The following is a 19,006-nucleotide window of genomic DNA, read 5'->3' on the forward strand; positions in this document are numbered from 1 at the left end:
ATCTGAACAAAAAGCTAGCACCTGAAGTGCTGGCTTTTAAAACGGTTAGATTTGTGACCATGCCTTTTTGGTTCCAAGCGCGTAAGCGCCACCTATTACCAAGCAAATTGAGGAGCTCACCCACCAAAACGTCATGCTGTTATCTGGGATGGCTGGCATGATAAAAACAAAGCCAATTCCCCTAATTAAAAAAATTGCACTTATTACACATAGGGCGATTTTCATCAAAGGTAATTGTCGGATCCGTTTCGCTCCTGAAAACGCATAGCATGACCAGAGCAGTAAAATCGTAGCGATAACGGCAGTGACAATGTGCGGATAAATAAGCCCCTGTTCGGCCATAGTAGCCATTTCCTCACCCGCACCAAAAAAGCGATACCAAGGCGCGCCAAAGATAATGCAGCCAATGTGCGCCACTGCCGCAATGGCTGTACATACACCCGCGAAGAGTAAAAAGTAGTTGGTCGTTTGAGTTTGCGCGTTCAAGTTTATTTCCCTATATTTTCAATTTGCTTAAGTATCGCTGCTCTGCCTTTGCCTGTCGATAGATATGCGCTCAACAGGAATTATTTGTAGGTCGTGATTTATCACGACAAATGATTTCCGCCGCTTTTTCAGCGGCTTAAAATGCGGCATTAGAGCCAAAAAGATCGCGGGGTGAACCCACTTTTACTCGCTATAAGTAAACGCCATTTAAAAAATTTTGTACCTTTTATTTTAGGGGCGTTTTTATAACATTTTTTTAGTGATTTATATTAAGAACCAATGGGTTATAACCAAAAGTTGATACCATTCTGGATGAACCTATTTCCTAATTTAGGGATTTTTTAAAAATACTAAAAATATCATATAGTTAACCTAAAAAGCGGTTGCTAGGTTCATCCAATTCAATTAAATTAAATCAATTAGTTAGCTTAACTTTTTACTTCCAAAATGACTGTTTTTTGCTAAAATTCATAAAGTTTCTTGATTGACGCTGGAGGTTCATCCAATTTGCCGCTACAGGCCTTGTCAGTCAAGGGCTGCAGAAGGTAGGGTTGCAGCAACATTTGCCGTAGAGGCAGTAGAAACTAAGATCTTGAGATATACTTGTTGGCTCTACAGCACCGTTGCAGCAACATTTGCCGTAGAGGCAGTAGAAACTTATTTCATTTATGTCGTTCCACGACTTCAACTCCTGTTGCAGCAACATTTGCCGTAGAGGCAGTAGAAACCTTCAAAACTTGTAAAACTTATTTCTAATTTTTTGGTTGCAGCAACATTTGCCGTAGAGGCAGTAGAAACTCTAAGTTATCTGTGCCATAAAAGTGTGTCATTTGTTGCAGCAACATTTGCCGTAGAGGCAGTAGAAACACAAATCTTGCTGCTCTTTTGGCAGTGCATCAAAGAAGTTGCAGCAACATTTGCCGTAGAGGCAGTAGAAACTGAGAAATATTCTCTTGAAAACTACAACTTCCACATTGTTGCAGCAACATTTGCCGTAGAGGCAGTAGAAACTTGCAAATGATCTTCAGCGAAGCCTAGTTTTTTAGGTTGCAGCAACATTTGCCGTAGAGGCAGTAGAAACAAATATATAGAGCATCAACAAGCAAATCTCTTTTCATGTTGCAGCAACATTTGCCCTAAAGGTAGGTACCTTGAAAAGCTCGCGGGTTAGTTCGCGCTACTCAATAGCGCGGTAAGCTTTTATCAGTGAGTTTACGACTTTGAGCAAGTAGCAAAACATTACACAGCCCAACATTCAGTCAAAATCTCTTCCTCAGTGCACGAATAGCACGTAAAGATAAAATGAAAATAAAGTGAATTATTTGATTACAAAGCGTTTCAAATATATATAAATTACTTTATGCTGATAAATAAGGATCGCTTCATCACACAAGGACATCTATGTTTGTTGCACAAATCGAATTTAAGCGAATTCAAACTTTTTTGTTTTCTTCCTCTCGCCTGCACGATATGGTTGCCGCCAACGCTTTACTTGCTAAGACTATTCGCTACGATCTGGTTGTCGCCGCCATAGCAATAGAAAAAGCCATACTCCCAGACAAAACGCTCCTGTGCGGCAACGACTCAGACGCACTCGCTGAACTTGGGATCCTAAGCCGCGATGGTGGTCATTTTTATGCGCTATTTTCAAGTTGTAGCAATGCAAAACGGTTTATTGCAGAGGCTCGCACCATTTTAATTAACAATCTAGCGGGCTTAACAGTACACACTCGCATCTTTAACGAGGCCTGCGGTGCAGATGATGTCCCTTTTGAGACAATGACTTTACCCTCTCTCACCCCGTTAACACTTTTTAAAAAGTGTGAGCAATCAAACATTGGCGTTGCCGAGCAAAAGTCAAAACGAACACAAGACCTTGAAAAAAAGATAAAAATAAGCCAACAAACCGCACTTAAAAACAATTATTACAAACAGCTTACTACATATAAAAAAGCACCAGATGAAGACCAAAACATTGAGGCAACTCAAGAAGATACACAAGCTAACGAAGACCGTATTGTTGCTGACTTTGCAAGTGCTATCTCTACCGATTTTGTTAGTCAAGGCTACACGCTACCCACCAGCTTTGATAAGCTAGTGGATGATGATTACCTCGCAGTGATAAGCGCTGATGGTAATAATATGGGACAGCGATTTATCGCTCACCGAAATAAAAAAGAAGAGACTCAGAGTGGTACTTTTAGCGACAAACAACGTATTGCAGAAGCATTTTTTGGCTCTGCAAGGGAGCAATTAAAAAGCGCGGTTAAGCAAGGCATTATTGCAACATTCAAGCACCTCCCCCTTAAAAGCACGATGCCATTTCAAGTACTTATGCTTGGCGGTGATGACTTATTACTAGTATGCCAAGCCAAGTATGCCTTTGAGTTAGTCAAACACATAGACAGTTATTTATCTTCCACCCCCATTGCAGATAATAAACCACTGACGATGTCTTTTGGGGTATGTATCGCCTCGCATAATTTACCTTTTTATCGGCTGCATTATGCAGCTGAAAAACTCAATGCAAGTGCCAAGGTTAAAGCCCGAGGCACCCCCGATACCGAGGTACAACCAAGTTGTGTTGATTGGCAAATTGTCACCCAAGCGTGGCTCGACAACCCTATTAACGCACGTAAGCAGCAGCAAATAAAAGTAACCAAAATCAACGATAGCACGGAGACTTTACTGTTAAGCCAAAAGCCTTATTTGCTTGGAGAGCATAAAGAATTTAACGATATTATGTCTCTCGCAGCACAATTTTTACCCGCCTCTCATCAAGATGCAACGCTCCCCCTTGGTGACCCAACAGCAGCGGAAGAAGCGCAGCATCATATTATGTCCCGTGCCCATGTGTACCAACTTATGCACACCTTGCCTCTAGGTTGGCGACAAACAGAGTTGCTGATTAATAAAATGATTGCCAGAGATAAGCAACACGCTGAGCTCAAAGTAACTGATGATAATGATAGCGCCAGCCCAGCACCCAATACACTTTGCGCATTATTTCAAGCACTCGCTAAGGTTGATAGCAACAAAGCAGGTTACGCTTTTTATCCGCTTCAGGGCGCATCAAATTACTACACCACCAAACTTGGCGATGTGTTAGAGCTTGTATCATTACAATACTTGTCTCGTGAAAAGGAGGTCAGCTAAATGGCGATTCAATTAACTACTATCAAGGTTTCACTCACACTTTTAGAAGATCTACACACCGGTAACGGTTTAGGAACGCACCTAATTGATAGCTTGCAAACGAAAGATGCAAACGACCAACCTGTGATCTGGCGGCAACATATTAAAGGCTTATTGGTAGCGGCTAGCACCACCATAAACAAACTAAACAACAAATACGAAGAGTGCTTTAACGATTTGCTGAGTGACTCGCCACAGTCTAACTGCACCTTGGTGATAGGCTCATTTTACAAAAGCAAACTAAAACCTAATCCAACACATATACTCAGTAGTACAGCACGTGAAGGGGTTACTTACAAAAATAACGCGATAGATATGATTAATCGCGCGCCTAAAAAAGGCAGCTTGCGTAATCAAGAATATATTAAAGCTGGCTCTGAATTTGAGGCAACATGGCAGCTACTCTGTGAGCAGCAATTTGCCACAAACTATATCCAAGCACTCACAGTGTTAATCAATCATTTAGATAGAATCGGTGCCAACCGAAATCGAGGTGCTGGACGGGTAAGATGTGATATTAAGATGGATGATACCTTACTGGCTGCCAATGATGTTTCCGCAGTTAACACGCAACAATCTCTACATATAATCGTGACTAATCTTGAGCCTTTGCGGCTGCCAAATACCGATGTCCCAGGCAATATTGTTCCAACTTATACGTATATTTCTGGAGACCGGTTAAAAGCAGCGTTGGCAAATTGGTGCTTACTGCAAGGCAAACAGGCGTTATTTGAAGCACTAGTAAACGAGGTGATATCGGTAAGTTATGCCTACCCAAGTAGGCAAGGCATGCGTTATATTCCCGCGCCTTTGTGTATTGCCGCGCCAAAATCCCATGCAGAAGGTACTATACCGTGGTGGGCACAACAGACACAAGCCAATGAGTTTACTGATCAATTTGCAGAGCCTAGTACCTCTGCGCCGCTTAAGCGATTAAAAGGTCACTTTTATTACCAACCACAAAGCCAAACCTTATTTGAGCAAGGCGTCGCCGTGCACATGCGCAATAAAGTACGCACGCAATTTAGCATGCCCGAGTATAAAAAAGATAATGGCGCTGACATCGTTAATGACTCCGATTTATTCGCCGAGGAGGTCATACCTGAGCAAACCCAATTTATGGCGACCTTATCTTGTAGCACAAACAAAGAGTTGATTGCGCAACTTGCTCACTTAATTGCGCAAAATGCTTGGCCTTTGCTGCTAGGTAGAGGTAAAGCGCCATGTAAGTTAACCACAGCCACCGAAGCGCCAACACCTTTTGAGTTTAATAACACTAAGCCACTCACCGTTGTGCTAACTTCACCACTATTGTGTTACAGCTATCATACTGGTCAGCCCTATACTCAACTTGAACAAGCATTAAACCAGCTTTGCCCAGAGCTAAACTTAGACAAAAATGACTACACTGCGTTTTCGGAGCAAGATATTTTAACTGGATATAGCTTTGAAACTGGCCTACCTAAAACGCCCACTCAAGTCATTGCAGCGGGTAGTTGTATAAAAATTACCAATATTGAAAAAGCGCAGTTACTGGCCGCTTACCTTAAGAACACGCGGGCAATAGGAGAGCGCCAAGCTCAGGGGCTTGGGCAATTTTTATTAACACAGCAAAACCTCACCGCCACCCTTGAAACGAGCTTCACCCCCCTATCGTGTGCCAAGGAAGTGGAACAACAGATAGATAATATTGACAAGCTGATCCAAAATGATACGTCGTTTTTTAACCGCTCCCCCAGCGTAACTCAATGGCAAAAGCTAAAAAATGAACTCAAACGGCAAAAAGTAAACTCGGATCCAAAACCATTAAGCAACATTTTTGCTGAACTGAAAACACAACAGAATCAATCCAAACATGCGTGGCTAAGTATTACTGACTTTTTATCCGAGCTTGAACACTTATGTAGCGCACAACATGAACCTGCGATATTGGCCTGCGATTGTGTGCTAGTTGCCCTAGCAAACCATAGTGCAAAACAAGGAGAGCAAGCATGAGCGAGCATGTACCCTATTACACCCTGTTTTACGTGACCTTAGAGCAACATACTGAGTTTAATACTGCCTCTGGAGAGCAAGGTAACGATGTTGATATTGCTCTGGCCAAAGATGGCAATGATAACTATATTATTCGCGGTACGACCCTTGCTGGTGCTATGGTGGATCAAGCCAAAAAATTAGGCATCCCAGTAGAGTTTGATATTTCAGGCGAGGTTCCTGCTCAAGATAAAAATAATAAGCCAATCTGTATTCCTTCACGCCTACGGGTCGACACTGTAAGCCTCAAGTCCCCTTTACATGATGCCATTGTTCGCCAGCATGTTGCCATAGATGAAGTAACTGGTGCAGCAAAGCCTAACGCCTTATTTGATGTACAAGTACTGCCAAAGGGGAACTTATGGCACTGCTTTATTGAAGTAAATATGGTTGACTGTACACCGTGTAGTATCGCCCCAGATGAGTTAGTTGCTCATGTATTGCACTATTGGCAAACGAATTATCTATTTTTAGGTCACCGCCCTGTAGCAGGCTATGGCTGGTTTAAAGTACAACAGGCCGAGGTAGTCACACTCACAGATGAACATGTATTTGATTACCCAAATAGCACCTGTGATTTTACCCAAAATAAGGCGCAGCTATGCAAACAGTTGCAAGTTCAAAGCACGCCACTAGATCAATTTGTGAAAAATAAAACGCTTGCTGACGCCCCCGTTTTACGAAAAACACTACTCGTTACGTTAAATGCAGGGGCAAATTTGGATGAATCGGGGGAGCAATGGGGAGTCGATGGCTTTTTTATTGGAGGACATAGCCAAGATAACCCTGAGAGTATACACGAGCTGCCCGACTCAGTGTTATCGCACTTTAGCACAGGCAGTAGCTACAAATTACAAGACCAAGATACCCCTGATAACTTTTTTGTTGTGGATGAAAATCATCAGCCTTATATACCCGGAGCCAGTATTCGCGGTGTGTTAAACCACCAGTTGATCCGTGCGAACGAGAGCAAAATCGCTCACAGTTTATTTGGTTCGCTAAACAAACAAAATGGCAAAGTGCAAAGCTCTAATCTCTATATCAAACCCGCTTATTTACAACATGATGACTGGCAAGCGATGGTATTTCATAACCACGCTGAAGATGAGTTTACCGCTGGGGTGTATGGCTCAAATAAGTTTGTTCGCACTGCGGTTGTACGCGGTAGTTTTGTCACAGAGCTGGTACTTGAATATATCAAAGACCCAGATGCGAGCAATGCAGATCACATGAAAAGTGAGGTAAAAGCACAATATGATGCGCTGTGCAACGCGCTACAACAAGGCGCTCAGTCACAGCTTGCTATTGGCGCCAAGCAATGGGTTGACTCTGGTTGGCTGCGCTGGAAAGTACAGGAACAAAAAGAATAAGGAGCTGACAATGACTAAAGCGAATTTACAAGTACAACGCATTAATGCGCCAATTTCAGCGCTGTTAAACCAGCTGGTTAACTTAGGCTTCACAGTAACGGACAGCCAAGACCAAGATACGGTACAGTTACTAAAGAACTATGTCCTAGACAACAATACAAGCTTTATTTTGGTATTAGACCCAAAACCATCGACCAAAGCTAAAGAGCGTTGCCCTGCTGTCATTAATACACAGAGCAAGCTAAGGGAACTATTACAAAAAGGCAAGTTTGAGTTTGCTCAATGCCAGTTATTTTTACCGCACAGTACTCTAACCATGATTGCAACAAATGAATGTACTTTGCTCAAACATGTAGCGCTACCAGAGCAAAATAAGACCAGCGTATTACTTTACCATACGCCCTATTTACTCACTGACTCTGGTCGCTTTGATAGGGAGACGATTACCGAGTTACAAGCGTTGAGCCATAACGGACAACTAAAATTTATTACCGTTGAAACCACCAAGGGTACCGCAGAGCTTATATGGGAGAGACAGTGATGCCAAAAGGATATAATAATCACCAACGTGGGCGAGTTCCTAGTAACCCTCAAAATAATAAAACAGATAACAAACCACCTTATCATTTTGTATACAATGACCCAGCTCGTGTCTTGCGCTCTGAGCGGGTTGCACATAATAGTAAAGAAAGCGGATTATTCAGCGGGGAAATAAAGTTTAGTTTAACAACATTAACTCAAAGCATTTTTGGCTGTTATCAAGAAAAAAAGACAATAACTGTAGAGGGTAAAAATAGAGAAAAAGCATATTTATACCCTGCATTTTATCAAGACCAGAGCATGATATTGGGGTCTTCTATTTTGGGGGCACTTCGCCATAATTGTGCAGCCTTAACCAACGCCCCCATGGAGCATATTGGCGAGCAAACCTTTGCATACCGGCCAAGTATAGGCAATGGCAGTGCCTTTCAAACCCTTCCTGCTATTATCATTAGTAACCCCCCCTTTACACTCAGAATATTCAAAGGCCAGCCTAAGTTTATCTTTGTCTCAGAACGTGCGAGTAAATATTTTGACCCAAACACCACTTTGAGTGAGCATAACCTTACGCAACAGCCCACGCTTTTGGTCAAAGAAAAATATCTTAGCTTCAATAATAAAGTTATAAGTAGTAGCATCTATCTAGCAGATGAAATATCACCAAATCAAATAGCTAACCTTGAGGCTGCGAATGGTAAGATAAGATACAGATTCTTCAAGTATCATGATACTAATCACTTTAAACACTATACATACCACATGTATAAGGGCGGCATCGAATACTCAGGGGTATTAGCTCAAACGAAAGGCCACACAAACCCTAAACCTTATGTTGGTATTTTGCTAAATGTAAAGGGATGTGAATACAGTGATATAAAAATAAATAAGGTATTTTATAACCAATATAAGTACACCACTGAACATTTAAAAAATCAGGTTAATGGTCATATTTCAAATCGTCATCCAAATGTTCCTAGCTCCCTCGGCTCACTTCCAGAAGACATTCATCAACATAGATGTGTAGAAGTTGGGCAAGTCATTTTTGCCGAAGTAAAATCAACAGGTGGCAAACTCACATTAAATGATATAAATAGTATCGGTAATAACTACAACTACTATTGGGCATATCAGAACTCTATTCATACCGTAAAAGGGCAATTACGACCACAAATTCAACAGTCATTTACCCCAGAAGCGTTGCCACTAGTGCAAAAACTGTTTGGCTATGCAAATGAAACTTGCAAAAGCCAAGATGATAAACTCGCAGGCTTAGTGAGTATAAATCATGCGTTGGAACAGATAACCAACAAAGCTAACAGCGTAAAGCAAAAAAGCATTACCATCCCCCTTAAACCGCTAGGGCAACCAAAACCCAGCGCTGGAGAGTTTTATTTAAAACCCAAGACCTCAAACAGCGCCAATAAAATACCACACTACGGCTATAGTCCAAATGAGAACCCAGAATACGAACTAAATGGTCGTAAGTTTTATTTACACCAAAAACCCTACTCACCCACGCTGCAAGAAGCTGCTAGCAATAAGGAAAACCACTTAGCGACTACTGCGAACTTTATCACCCCAGAAGGCACTGAATACAGGGCAACGTTAAGGTTTAAAAACCTTAATAAATCTGAGCTTGGCCTTTTATTACTCGCGTTAAGTCCAAATAGTTTGGAATATCGCCAGCTACCGAATAATTGTAAGAAAGACTTAAATCATATTCTCGTTAGCACAGATACCCTAGCAATTAAGCTCGGTTATGCCCGTTCCTTGGGCTTTGGTAGTGTGCAAACCAAAATTCACTCAATCACTACACAGTGTAAAAGCGACTTAACCACGGCGGCACTCATAAACTCATTTTTATCTACTCAACAATCGTTTAACCACATTAAACAATGGATAAAAATACACACCTTTGATCTTTCAGAAACCTATACATTCCCAAATAATGGCAACGAATCATACCGGTTCCATTCGAAGGTGAAACAAGACGAGTTAGCAATAAGAAAGGGAGCTAAGCAAAAACTCAGTACTGAAGACAAAATACTTCGTCCGCTATAAGGAACTGGCAATGACTAACAAAATTCTAATTATCACCATCGGTAATACCGATATTAAAGCAGTAATTAAAGAGACGAAAAAAGCAGGTGAAGATCAGGATAAAGCCCAAACCGAGGCCATCACCACTTTAGCGACAATAGGCGACCACAGCCGCCCGGAGTTTTGTAGCTACCTTGCTGAGCACTGTATTGATGTAGGATCATCATCTCAGAGACTTGCGTTTACTTTACTCGAACCCAACGAAGCAGTAGATGTGTTAACTGCACAGGACTTTGAGCAACAGGAAAAGCCGCTTTATCTTGACTTCACCATAAATGATGGTGAAGCAAGATTTACAGCACCTAAATTCTGCACGTTAAGAACCCCGGACTGCCCTGAGCTGTTATTGCCAAAAATTGCCCCTTTAGTGAATGAACTACAACACATAGACTTTACACCTAACTATGTTCTAGTGCTAAATACCAACCGACAAGCAAGCAATAAACTCAGCACATTCATTAAGAAGAAAGAGCCATTCGCCTATGGCCCGTATATCGCAAACCGGCTAAGCAAAAGCTTGAAGCTGCCCTATAATCAAGAGTTTGACCATACCTACTGCACCAGCGCTGACATTAAACAAGGCGTGTACTATCTTAACTTTTTAACTGGCGATGACCTATTAGAGGGCGCTGACCAAAACGACCCCATAAACCGCCAAGCTCTTGAAAAGATCTCTACAGCAATTCAAACCTTATGCTCAAGAGTAGAACCGTCACAAAACCAGTTAATCTTGTCTTGTGGTGGCGGCTTTCCAAAGCTCAAGGCACAACTGGAGGCCATTTGTGAACTATACGCTGATAAAGTCTTGGCTTACTCAGAGCCAGAGATGCGCTCAAGCTCAGCGCCAGCAGTAACACTTGCCAATACCCACCATTACCCAAGTCCAGATGTGTCACTACGCGCGCGCAAACAATGTATTGCACTGATACAGCATGGCAACTTTCAAGGGGCAGCAGCATTGGCACAGCCTTTTGTTGATGACGAAAATAAAAATCGGTGCGATAAAGGCTGGGCACATAACCTAATTACAGCAAGTGAATGGCTCCAAGGGCGTGTAAGTATTGATAAACTCAACGCCACACTACCAGCCGCTCTCCCCTTTAACACAGAGGCTGAGTTACCCAACTGCTTGTGGGCAGCATTTAGAATTGAAGCCGCACTAAAGATGGGTAATTACCAAGAAGCCATCCGCTTTACCTGTGATTTTGTAGAAGTCGCAGCACAAGATTTACTCTGTCATAGTTTTACACCTAACCAGTTCGAGATAAACGCAGCCAAAGCGCAGTGTGAAGTCATTAAAAAACAATATGAAGAGCAAATAACCACGCTCTTCCAACGTAAAAAAAAGAAGCCACTTGACTCGTTATTAACATGTTGTTTTGACTTGAAAATTGACCGTTCTTTAAAATATAAAGCGGAACAAGGTTCTGACCGCAACTTGCTGTTTGACTTTGCTATTGCACTTTCCAAACTCAAACAAAACGAGCAAATTAGATGGGAGGATCTAAACAATCATCCACTGCTACAGTTTGAACATACATTGCGTACTAAGCCGGAAAAGTGTGAATCAACACCACAGCGGTACCGCAACCGTATTACCCATGGTTACCTCTCGCCCACTGACGTTAAAGAGGCAAAAAATACCTTTATACACGCAAAACTGTGGGGCGAGGATAAAGAGTATGCCTTCTTAACTCAGCCATTGTTTTTGGATATTTTTGACCTTTTAGTAACAAACAAACAGCGCGCAAGTGATCTATACAGCAACCTAGTAAAGACATTATGCCAACAGATGCTAAACGCCCCTATTAATTTTACCGAGGATTAATTGCCGTAATGAGTCTATACCCCATTCGAGTATATGGTGTAGAGCTTGAGTTTAGTGCGACTACCTCGATGCCGTTTTTTCATCAAGCGGTATTGCGGGGCTTTATCAACACCTTATTAAATATTCCTGAGCAAATACAAAATCGCGTATTAGTGCACGCGCCCGAGAGCGGCGTTATTCAATATCAAAAGGGCACGCGGTATCGCTTTTATTTGATAAGTATTAATCTACCGGAAATACACCTTGAGCAGCTATTTACTCAGCTAACTAACTTACCGCGCTCCGCCGCTCATTGCTACGGCGCGCTTGCCCATAACATTAAGCTGCATCAAATTTTTGACCCACTGACTCAAATGCCTGTGGCGCACCCATTAATGACCACGCAATACGATCACCACTCGATTTTACTAGAGGCAGAGCAATGGCAACGCTACAGTGAACACCACCACAGCGTCACCCTTTCATTTCAAAGCCCAGTTAGGCTCAGCCACTCGGGGAAACGAGTTTATCAACAAAGTGATGAACTTCACGGCAGCCTTATTATTGACCGCTGTTTTGATGCCTATGCGTCTTTGTGCCAAGCACTAGGCTATACCAGACCCGCAAGGCAAGCGCCAGTAGAGTGCGATATGACCGCCGACCTGCACTGGGCTGATACCAGTTACCAAAGCAAAGGAAAACAGGCCAAACAACTGGGCGGCTTAGTAGGGACACTTACCCTAAATACGCACCAGCTTAGTTACGATAATTGGGTAACCTTAGTGTTAGGGCAATATATAGGTATTGGGCAAAACCGCAATTTTGGGATGGGACGATACCACTTGTGCGGTGAGCAAGGCGAGCTGGGATTTATTCCCCTTACCCGTACTACCCCTTTGTTAAAACAAGTGTTTAACTTACAAACGTTAGAACTTGCTTGGCAACACGAAATTAAAAAACTGCCAAAAAGCGCGCAGTCAACATGGGGGCAACAAGCGTTCGAGCGACTCTTAAGCGCGTTACAAAACCTGCACTACCAACCGGGTGCGCTTAACCCCAAAATGCTAGATAAACCGGGGCAAAAGCAAAGACTATTATTACTACCATCATTTATAGATAAAGTTGCCCATAAAGCACTTAGTACTTGGCTCGGCACCTCACTTGATCTGCTCTACAGTAAATCAAGTTATGCCTACCGCCGTGGATATTCGCGCTTAACTGCACGCGATAGCATTGTGCAAGCAGTAAGAGCCGGTTATGAATACGTGCTAGATGCCGACATTAAACAATTTTTTGCCAGCTTGCAGCCTAGCCAAGTTATCGCCCGCTTAAGGGCGCTCTATGGTGATGACCCGCTATGGGCAATACTCAACGCCATGTTACATGCCCCCATAGCCAACACACAACAACATGATATTTCGCAAGTAAGCGGGCTAAACCTTGGCAGCTCACTGAGTCCTGTACTTGCCAATCTTATGCTCGATCCCTTCGATGCTATTTTAGGTAACCAAGAGCAGCGTTTAGTACGTTACGCTGATGACTTTTTGATTTTATGCCGAACCAAACAACAAGCCGAGCGCACGCTAGAAAATGTGAAAAAAGTAATCGCACATCAGGGATTGGAGCTCAATGAAGAAAAGACACAAGTTGTACACATATCCAAGGGAGTCAAGTTTTTAGGATATTTATTCATCAACGATTTAGTGATCTCCATAAAACCGGAAAAGAGTCCAACGCCTGAAAAACAGCCACCTTCAATGCCAGAGACTTCAAACAGTTGCTATTTTAATGATAGTCCCATGACGCTATGTATTACTGGCCGCTCTGCATTACTTAACTGCCAAGGAAAGCGGCTAAAAATAACACAAGGTGACGATACCCAAGCCCTGATCCCGCTTACTCATTTACAAACCGTTGTATTATTTGGTAATCATCATATCACTACGCCAGCACTTAAACGCTTAATGAAGCAAAAAATTAACGTCTATTTTGCCGATGGTTTTGGCAACTACATAGGTCAAACATTAGCAAGCTCCCCTTTAAACGAACTTCATCTAATACAAGCAAGTCGATTTGCAAATAAATCAACGGCGCTTGAATTTAGTAAAACATTACTGAGTGCTAAAATCCATAATCAACGCGAAGTACTAAGACTGCGAAAGTTAATGCATGAACCTCTTTCTAAAATGCTGAATAAGCTCAAAGGGGCAAATTCAATTGCACAGTGCTTAGGCTTTGAAGGAAGCGCCAGTAAGACATACTATCAGCAACTCGCGCTAGTACTTCCAGACCAGTTTGAATTTACAACGCGAGTAAAACAACAACCACGAGATCCCGTTAATAGCTTATTATCTTATGGCTACAGCTTACTGTATTGCCATGTAAGTACTTTACTACAAAGTGCTGGTTTATACCCAAATTATGCAGGCCTCCACCAGGCCAAAGGGCAGCATCATACTCTAGCGAGTGATCTAATGGAGCCATTTAGATTTGTTGTCGAGCGCACGATGATTAATGCGCTCAATTTAAATCAAATATCAGTAGCTGACTTTGAACAACAAGGAACATTTTGCCGAATAAGAGAGGATAAACGACGTTTGTGGAGCAAGCTATTAATAGAAGCGTTACAAACACCAAAATATAAACAAGGACAGCTGCATTACAGTTTATTAGACGCAATACAACAACAGAATTATCATTTAATAGACTGGCTCAAAGGAGAGTCTCCCCATTTTACGCCATGGCGGTTACCTAGATGAGTTTAATTTACGTAGTCACATTTGACATAGAAAACGACAAACTGAGACGAAAGGTAGGAAATACGCTATTGGAATTTGGTGATCGCGTTCAGTATTCTGTCTTTGAGATTAAACTAGCAAATGAAACGGCATTGGTAAAACTCAAGCAAGAACTGCAATCATTGGTTGATGGTTATGATGGCACAGCAAACATTCGCTTTTACTATTTAAACCACACTACCAGAACAAAATCCATGGACTTTGAAGGAAAGGCCGTTGCCTGCTTTCCTAGCGCACAAATTTTTTAACTTACTTTGAGAAACCCAATTCTTAACAAAGTATGTTCACGATTAAAAATCTTGTACCTTTTATTTTGGGGCGGCGCTTTTATCTCTTTTTTTGAGGAACTTATATTAAGAAACAATGGGTTATAATCAAAAGTTGATACCATTCTGGATGAACCTATTTCCTAATTTAGGGATTTTTTAAAAATACTAAAAATATCATATAGTTAACCTAAAAAGCAGTTGCTAGGTTCATCCAATTCAATTAAATCAATTAGTTAGCTTAAATTTTTGCTTCCAAAACGGCTGTTTTTTGCTAGAATCAATACTGTTTCTTGGTTGACACTGGAGGTTCATCCAATTTGCCGCTACAGGCCGTGTCAGTCAAGGGCTACAGAAGGTAGGGTTGCAGCAACATTTGCCGTAGAGGCAGTAGAAACCTTACTATCCTGCTCTAAAATTAAATTCCCACCCTTGTTGCAGCAACATTTGCCGTAGAGGCAGTAGAAACAATACAAGTTGCTGATACCCATAAGTATTTTCTGTTGCAGCAACATTTGCCGTAGAGGCAGTAGAAACTTTAACGCATAAGGTAAACTGTTTAGAGTCTAGCATCGTTGCAGCAACATTTGCCGTAGAGGCAGTAGAAACATACCGCTTCCTGAGCGTTGACAAAGAAGTAAATATTTGTTGCAGCAACATTTGCCGTAGAGGCAGTAGAAACCTCAAGAGCCATGATGGATGGGATTTCCCCTGATAGTTGCAGCAACATTTGCTGTAGAGGCAGTAGAAACTCATCTTTTTTATATAAACAAACTCCATCCTGCTTATGTTGCAGCAACATTTGCCGTAGAGGCAGTAGAAACAACAATAATTTCAGCAGATTGAACTTTTAGAGTAGTTGCAGCAACATTTGCCGTAAAGGCAGCTAAATCAAAAGCGAACGAGGTGAACCCGCTCCTACTTGAGGAGCGGTTTTGGCAAAACGAAAGGTAGTTTTTACAGGTTGCTAAGCAGCTATGTTAGTGTGTGATTGACTAAAACCACATTTTATGCCCCCAGCCAAATACGCAAACAAGCCCAAATATTAGTAAAGTAAGTGACAAGCGGCTGCGCTTAGGATGGCTTTGTTTTTGGTGTGTGACACTGGCTTTTCGCGCAATTTGTTTGTTAATACTTAGATTTGAATAATAGACAAAAGCTGAGGTCGTGAGCATCACCAAACCAATAAATACGGCATGCCAATCACTTGAGAAAAACCGAATTGGCTCACCATAATATAGCGTGGTCATTTCTACAAAGTTAGTGCCAAACACGCTGGCAATAAAAATAAGTGCGGTGCCTAACGTGGCGATGTTTTTTATTTTATTTTGATGTTGCTGTTGTTGTTCCCTGAGCTGTTTGGCTTCTTGCTCCATTTTTGCGTTATGTGTATGAGATTGCTGCTGGTGGTACAGCGCTATTAATTCATGATATTCGCGAATATCTTCAGCCAATCTCTGGTGGTACAAGTTAATATTAAATACGTTATCCCACTGGCAATACACCTGATTTAGCATGGTCAACACACTGACTTCAGCAAACCGGTTATTAATGCGGTGACTCAATAATAATTGTTGCTGCTCTTTTATGGTAGTAATAACCTGTTGTTCAAGCCTTATCGCACCATCCATTTGGGTACTATTTTGCATTGCCTGTAAAAAGCAGTATTCCGCATACGCCAATACCAATACCGCTACATATTGCGTACCTTGGTTGGCAATAAAGCCTTGATGAAAAATACGCTGTTGCTGCCCTATTCGGTTGGGGTTGATGAGTACACAGCCCCCTTCCCGTGAAAACTGATGTCGGATGTCTGCCCCACCAATGCCACTTTCTAGTTCATCCTCGGTTATCAAATAGGCCATACTCTGCCGCTTTGCTAAACGCAATTGCAGTGCCGTTGTTTGCGCAAGCATGAGCTCTTGTACCTGCGTGTTTAAGTGCTGCTTTGTTTGCTGTAAATAGGCTTGCATATACCCAAGTGGCCGTGCAAGCTGCCACTGCTGAGCGAAAGGACTGTTGACTTGCTCGTTTGTATTTAAATTACGTTGATTAAGTAACAAACTCATGATGTCGAGCCAACTAAAAGGCGCAGCTTTTTGTTGCCAGCGCGCTTGAGTATTAAACAGTGCTAACTGCCCTTTGGTGCGATAAAACGCAGCATTCAGTTCAACTAAATCCTGCAATGTAATGGCGTGTCGCGTAAGAATTGGCTCTGTTTGTGTGGTGTTTTGTAAATGAACAATGTCGTTAAATTGTATTGAGAGTATGGTAAGTACCAACCCTGTTGGCATGTAAACCAGCTGCATATCTGCTAAACGCATTTCGCAATAATACTCGCCATTATCAACACTTTGATAAGAAAAGTGCCGTGCCGGTTTCGCAAGTTTTAGCCACAAACGATTGTGCTTGTCATGTAACTGCTGCTTGGCCGATGCAGTTAACCCCAATGACGGTAAACTGTAGGTTGGCTCGTCTAGTTTTGGTAAAAAGCGCAGCTTTATTTCATCATGAAGATCATCAAGCGTACGAGTGAGCGGGCGAACTTCCCACACATGCTGCTTATGGCAAGGCCTATGCTTTGTATTTAAGCCTAATTCACCAAAAACCTGCGCGATAGTTAGCGCCTTGAGTGCCGTATAATTCGCTTTATGTTTATCAATTTGTGCGCTGCAAGGCAGCTTGCTGGTAAGATCTGCGCTAAGGGTAGAGGGAATAATTAACCGATAGCAATTATTACCCACCTTAGTACTCACCTCTCGATTAAGCGGCTGTTGTAATGCCCTTGGCTGCTCGGCAGTAATATAGTGCGCACTTAGGCGTTGCTGTACTGGCGGTGATTGCTCAGCTATCCACCCTGCTATTTCTCCATGGTGGTTGAGGTAGTCGGTTGCACTTTTGAGTAAGTCTGGCTGTGAGTCTGGTAGCAGCTCGTTAAGATAGCCGGTGATTGCTTCTTGATTTAACCCCATCGTTTACTGACTCCTTTCGTAATGTTAATTGAGTTAGCAGAATAGGTAAGTTCTTGAGTAAGGTAAAGTGATATTCACAAAAGCTAATCACGCAAACAAACCTCACTTATTTTAAGTATAATTTTTAGGTATTTTTAATATAAAGCAGTAGGTTATAAGTAAAAGGTAATACGGTTCTGGATGAACCTCTTTCCTGATATAGGGATTTTTTAAAAATACTATAACTATCATACTGTTAGCCTAAAAACCCACCCTTAGGTTCATCCATTTCAATTAAATCAATTAGTTAGCTTAACTTTTTACTTCCAAAATGGCTGTTTTTTGCTAATATCAACACAGTTTCTTGATTGGCGCTGGAGGTTCATCCAATTAGCCGCTACAGGCCGTGTCAGTCAAGGGCTACAGAAGGTAGGGTTGCAGCAACATTTGCCGTAGAGGCAGTAGAAACCTTCAATAGAGAAGACATGGGACTGAGACTCTCGTGTTGCAGCAACATTTGCCGTAGAGGCAGTAGAAACGCAAGCTATTAATCGCAGGTGAGGCGACTTCTTAGGTTGCAGCAACATTTGCCGTAGAGGCAGTAGAAACTTATTGGCAAGGGCGAGGGCTTCTTTACCACCTGCTGTTGCAGCAACATTTGCCGTAGAGGCAGTAGAAACTTATAGCTATTTTTTAAAAAGCTGAATTGGTTGAGTTGCAGCAACATTTGCCGTAGAGGCAGTAGAAACTCAACACTCTTATTAACTCTGGTACCAAACTGTACCTGTTGCAGCAACATTTGCCGTAGAGGCAGTGTGAGGTTAGGTGCATTGTTTATCGCTACCGAGAAATGATGATGGGTGTTTAAGTCGTTACGCAGCGTTAAAAAAACCTCGTGAGTACCCTAGATTAACAAAAAAGCAAGGCCAACAGGATAAACGTGTGAAGCTTGTTATTTGTAGGTCGTAATTTATCACGACAAAGGATTTCCGCCGCCTAAGGTACGGCATTAAAACCAAAAAGATCGCGGGATGAACCCGCTCCTACCCGATATAGATTTAGCAAAAAATGAGGTCAATAAAATAAATTTGTGAAGCTTGTTATTTGTAGGTCGTGATTTATCACGACACAGGATTTCCGCCGCCTAAGATACGGCATTAGAGCCAAAAAGATCGCGGGGTGAACCCGCTCCCACCCGATATACGTTTAGCAGAAAATGGTGCAACAGAATAAACCTGTGAAGCTTGTTATTTGTAGGTCGTGATTTATCACGACAAAAGATTTCCGCCGCCTGAAATACGGCATTAAAACCAAAAAGATCGCTGGGTGAACCCGCTTATATGGACTCCTCCAATTGTACAAGCCATTTTTAGCATTATTGGTGTGATTGCGTGCTTATATCCGGGCTCTTGATGAGGTGCTACCTCGGCCTCTTTGATGTATTCGCGCCCTTGTGCCT

At 42.1% G+C, this 19,006-nt stretch carries 10 protein-coding genes and 3 CRISPR repeat arrays; of the genes, 8 read left to right on the forward strand and 2 right to left on the reverse strand.

Features of this window, described 5'->3' with window-relative positions:
- Positions 1 to 45: 45 nt before the first annotated feature.
- On the reverse strand, positions 46 to 486 hold the full coding sequence (locus tag MHN30_RS21865) for a hypothetical protein (protein ID WP_239361126.1): 441 nt from the start codon (positions 484 to 486) through the stop codon (positions 46 to 48).
- Between the two features lie 550 nt (positions 487 to 1,036).
- Positions 1,037 to 1,639: direct repeats of the CRISPR family, unit length 35 nt; unit sequence GTTGCAGCAACATTTGCCGTAGAGGCAGTAGAAAC.
- A 248-nt stretch (positions 1,640 to 1,887) separates the two neighbouring features.
- Between MHN30_RS21865 and MHN30_RS21870 the strand changes: the two genes are divergently transcribed.
- Genes MHN30_RS21870 through cas2 form a run of 8 tightly spaced genes read left to right on the forward strand, consistent with a single transcriptional unit; the run spans position 1,888 to position 14,578 of the window.
- A complete protein-coding gene (locus MHN30_RS21870; RefSeq protein ID WP_239361127.1) occupies positions 1,888 to 3,642 on the forward strand; it encodes a hypothetical protein in 1,755 nt (584 codons plus the stop codon).
- On the forward strand, positions 3,643 to 5,676 hold the full coding sequence (locus tag MHN30_RS21875; protein ID WP_239361128.1) for an RAMP superfamily CRISPR-associated protein: 2,034 nt from the start codon (positions 3,643 to 3,645) through the stop codon (positions 5,674 to 5,676).
- Positions 5,673 to 7,085 carry an RAMP superfamily CRISPR-associated protein gene (locus MHN30_RS21880; protein WP_222243310.1) on the forward strand — a complete coding sequence of 471 codons (1,413 nt, stop codon included), beginning with the start codon at positions 5,673 to 5,675 and terminating at the stop codon, positions 7,083 to 7,085. Before MHN30_RS21875 ends, MHN30_RS21880 begins: the two co-directional genes overlap by 4 nt.
- Before the next feature lie 10 nt (positions 7,086 to 7,095).
- Positions 7,096 to 7,626: a hypothetical protein gene (locus tag MHN30_RS21885; RefSeq protein WP_239361129.1), complete on the forward strand. Its 531-nt coding sequence runs from the start codon at positions 7,096 to 7,098 to the stop codon at positions 7,624 to 7,626.
- The gene (locus MHN30_RS21890) at positions 7,626 to 9,686 is read left to right on the forward strand and encodes a TIGR03986 family CRISPR-associated RAMP protein (RefSeq protein WP_239361130.1); all 2,061 of its coding nucleotides are present in this window, start codon (positions 7,626 to 7,628) and stop codon (positions 9,684 to 9,686) included. The genes MHN30_RS21885 and MHN30_RS21890 overlap by 1 nt, the downstream gene beginning before the upstream one ends.
- 10 nt (positions 9,687 to 9,696) lie before the next feature.
- Complete coding sequence (locus MHN30_RS21895) at positions 9,697 to 11,553, forward strand: hypothetical protein (protein ID WP_239361131.1); 1,857 nt, start codon at positions 9,697 to 9,699, stop codon at positions 11,551 to 11,553.
- A gap of 8 nt (positions 11,554 to 11,561) precedes the next feature.
- Positions 11,562 to 14,291: a CRISPR-associated endonuclease Cas1 gene (gene cas1 / locus MHN30_RS21900; protein ID WP_239361132.1), complete on the forward strand. Its 2,730-nt coding sequence runs from the start codon at positions 11,562 to 11,564 to the stop codon at positions 14,289 to 14,291.
- On the forward strand, positions 14,288 to 14,578 hold the full coding sequence (cas2, locus tag MHN30_RS21905; RefSeq protein WP_239361133.1) for a CRISPR-associated endonuclease Cas2: 291 nt from the start codon (positions 14,288 to 14,290) through the stop codon (positions 14,576 to 14,578). The genes cas1 and cas2 overlap by 4 nt, the downstream gene beginning before the upstream one ends.
- Positions 14,579 to 14,959: 381 nt before the next feature.
- Positions 14,960 to 15,489: a CRISPR direct-repeat array (repeat unit 35 nt; unit sequence GTTGCAGCAACATTTGCCGTAGAGGCAGTAGAAAC).
- 102 nt (positions 15,490 to 15,591) lie between these two features.
- Here the strand turns inward: cas2 and MHN30_RS21910 are convergent.
- Entirely contained in the window at positions 15,592 to 17,568 is a 1,977-nt protein-coding gene (locus tag MHN30_RS21910; RefSeq protein ID WP_239361136.1) for a hypothetical protein, read from the reverse strand.
- A gap of 413 nt (positions 17,569 to 17,981) precedes the next feature.
- Positions 17,982 to 18,368: a CRISPR direct-repeat array (repeat unit 35 nt; unit sequence GTTGCAGCAACATTTGCCGTAGAGGCAGTAGAAAC).
- Positions 18,369 to 19,006: the final 638 nt, after the last annotated feature.

The organism is Pseudoalteromonas sp. OF7H-1, from assembly GCF_022347825.1.
GTDB lineage: Bacteria > Pseudomonadota > Gammaproteobacteria > Enterobacterales > Alteromonadaceae > Pseudoalteromonas > Pseudoalteromonas maricaloris.

Bases quoted from the DNA above. Each gene is read 5' to 3' on its own strand.
- MHN30_RS21870 (WP_239361127.1), top strand. From the start codon at position 1,888: ATGTTTGTTGCACAAATCGAATTTAAGCGAATTCAAACTTTTTTGTTT.
- MHN30_RS21875 (WP_239361128.1), top strand. From the start codon at position 3,643: ATGGCGATTCAATTAACTACTATCAAGGTTTCACTCACACTTTTAGAA.
- MHN30_RS21880 (WP_222243310.1), top strand. From the start codon at position 5,673: ATGAGCGAGCATGTACCCTATTACACCCTGTTTTACGTGACCTTAGAG.
- MHN30_RS21885 (WP_239361129.1), top strand. From the start codon at position 7,096: ATGACTAAAGCGAATTTACAAGTACAACGCATTAATGCGCCAATTTCA.
- MHN30_RS21890 (WP_239361130.1), top strand. From the start codon at position 7,626: ATGCCAAAAGGATATAATAATCACCAACGTGGGCGAGTTCCTAGTAAC.
- MHN30_RS21895 (WP_239361131.1), top strand. From the start codon at position 9,697: ATGACTAACAAAATTCTAATTATCACCATCGGTAATACCGATATTAAA.
- cas1 (WP_239361132.1), top strand. From the start codon at position 11,562: ATGAGTCTATACCCCATTCGAGTATATGGTGTAGAGCTTGAGTTTAGT.
- cas2 (WP_239361133.1), top strand. From the start codon at position 14,288: ATGAGTTTAATTTACGTAGTCACATTTGACATAGAAAACGACAAACTG.
- MHN30_RS21910 (WP_239361136.1), bottom strand. From the start codon at position 17,568: ATGGGGTTAAATCAAGAAGCAATCACCGGCTATCTTAACGAGCTGCTA.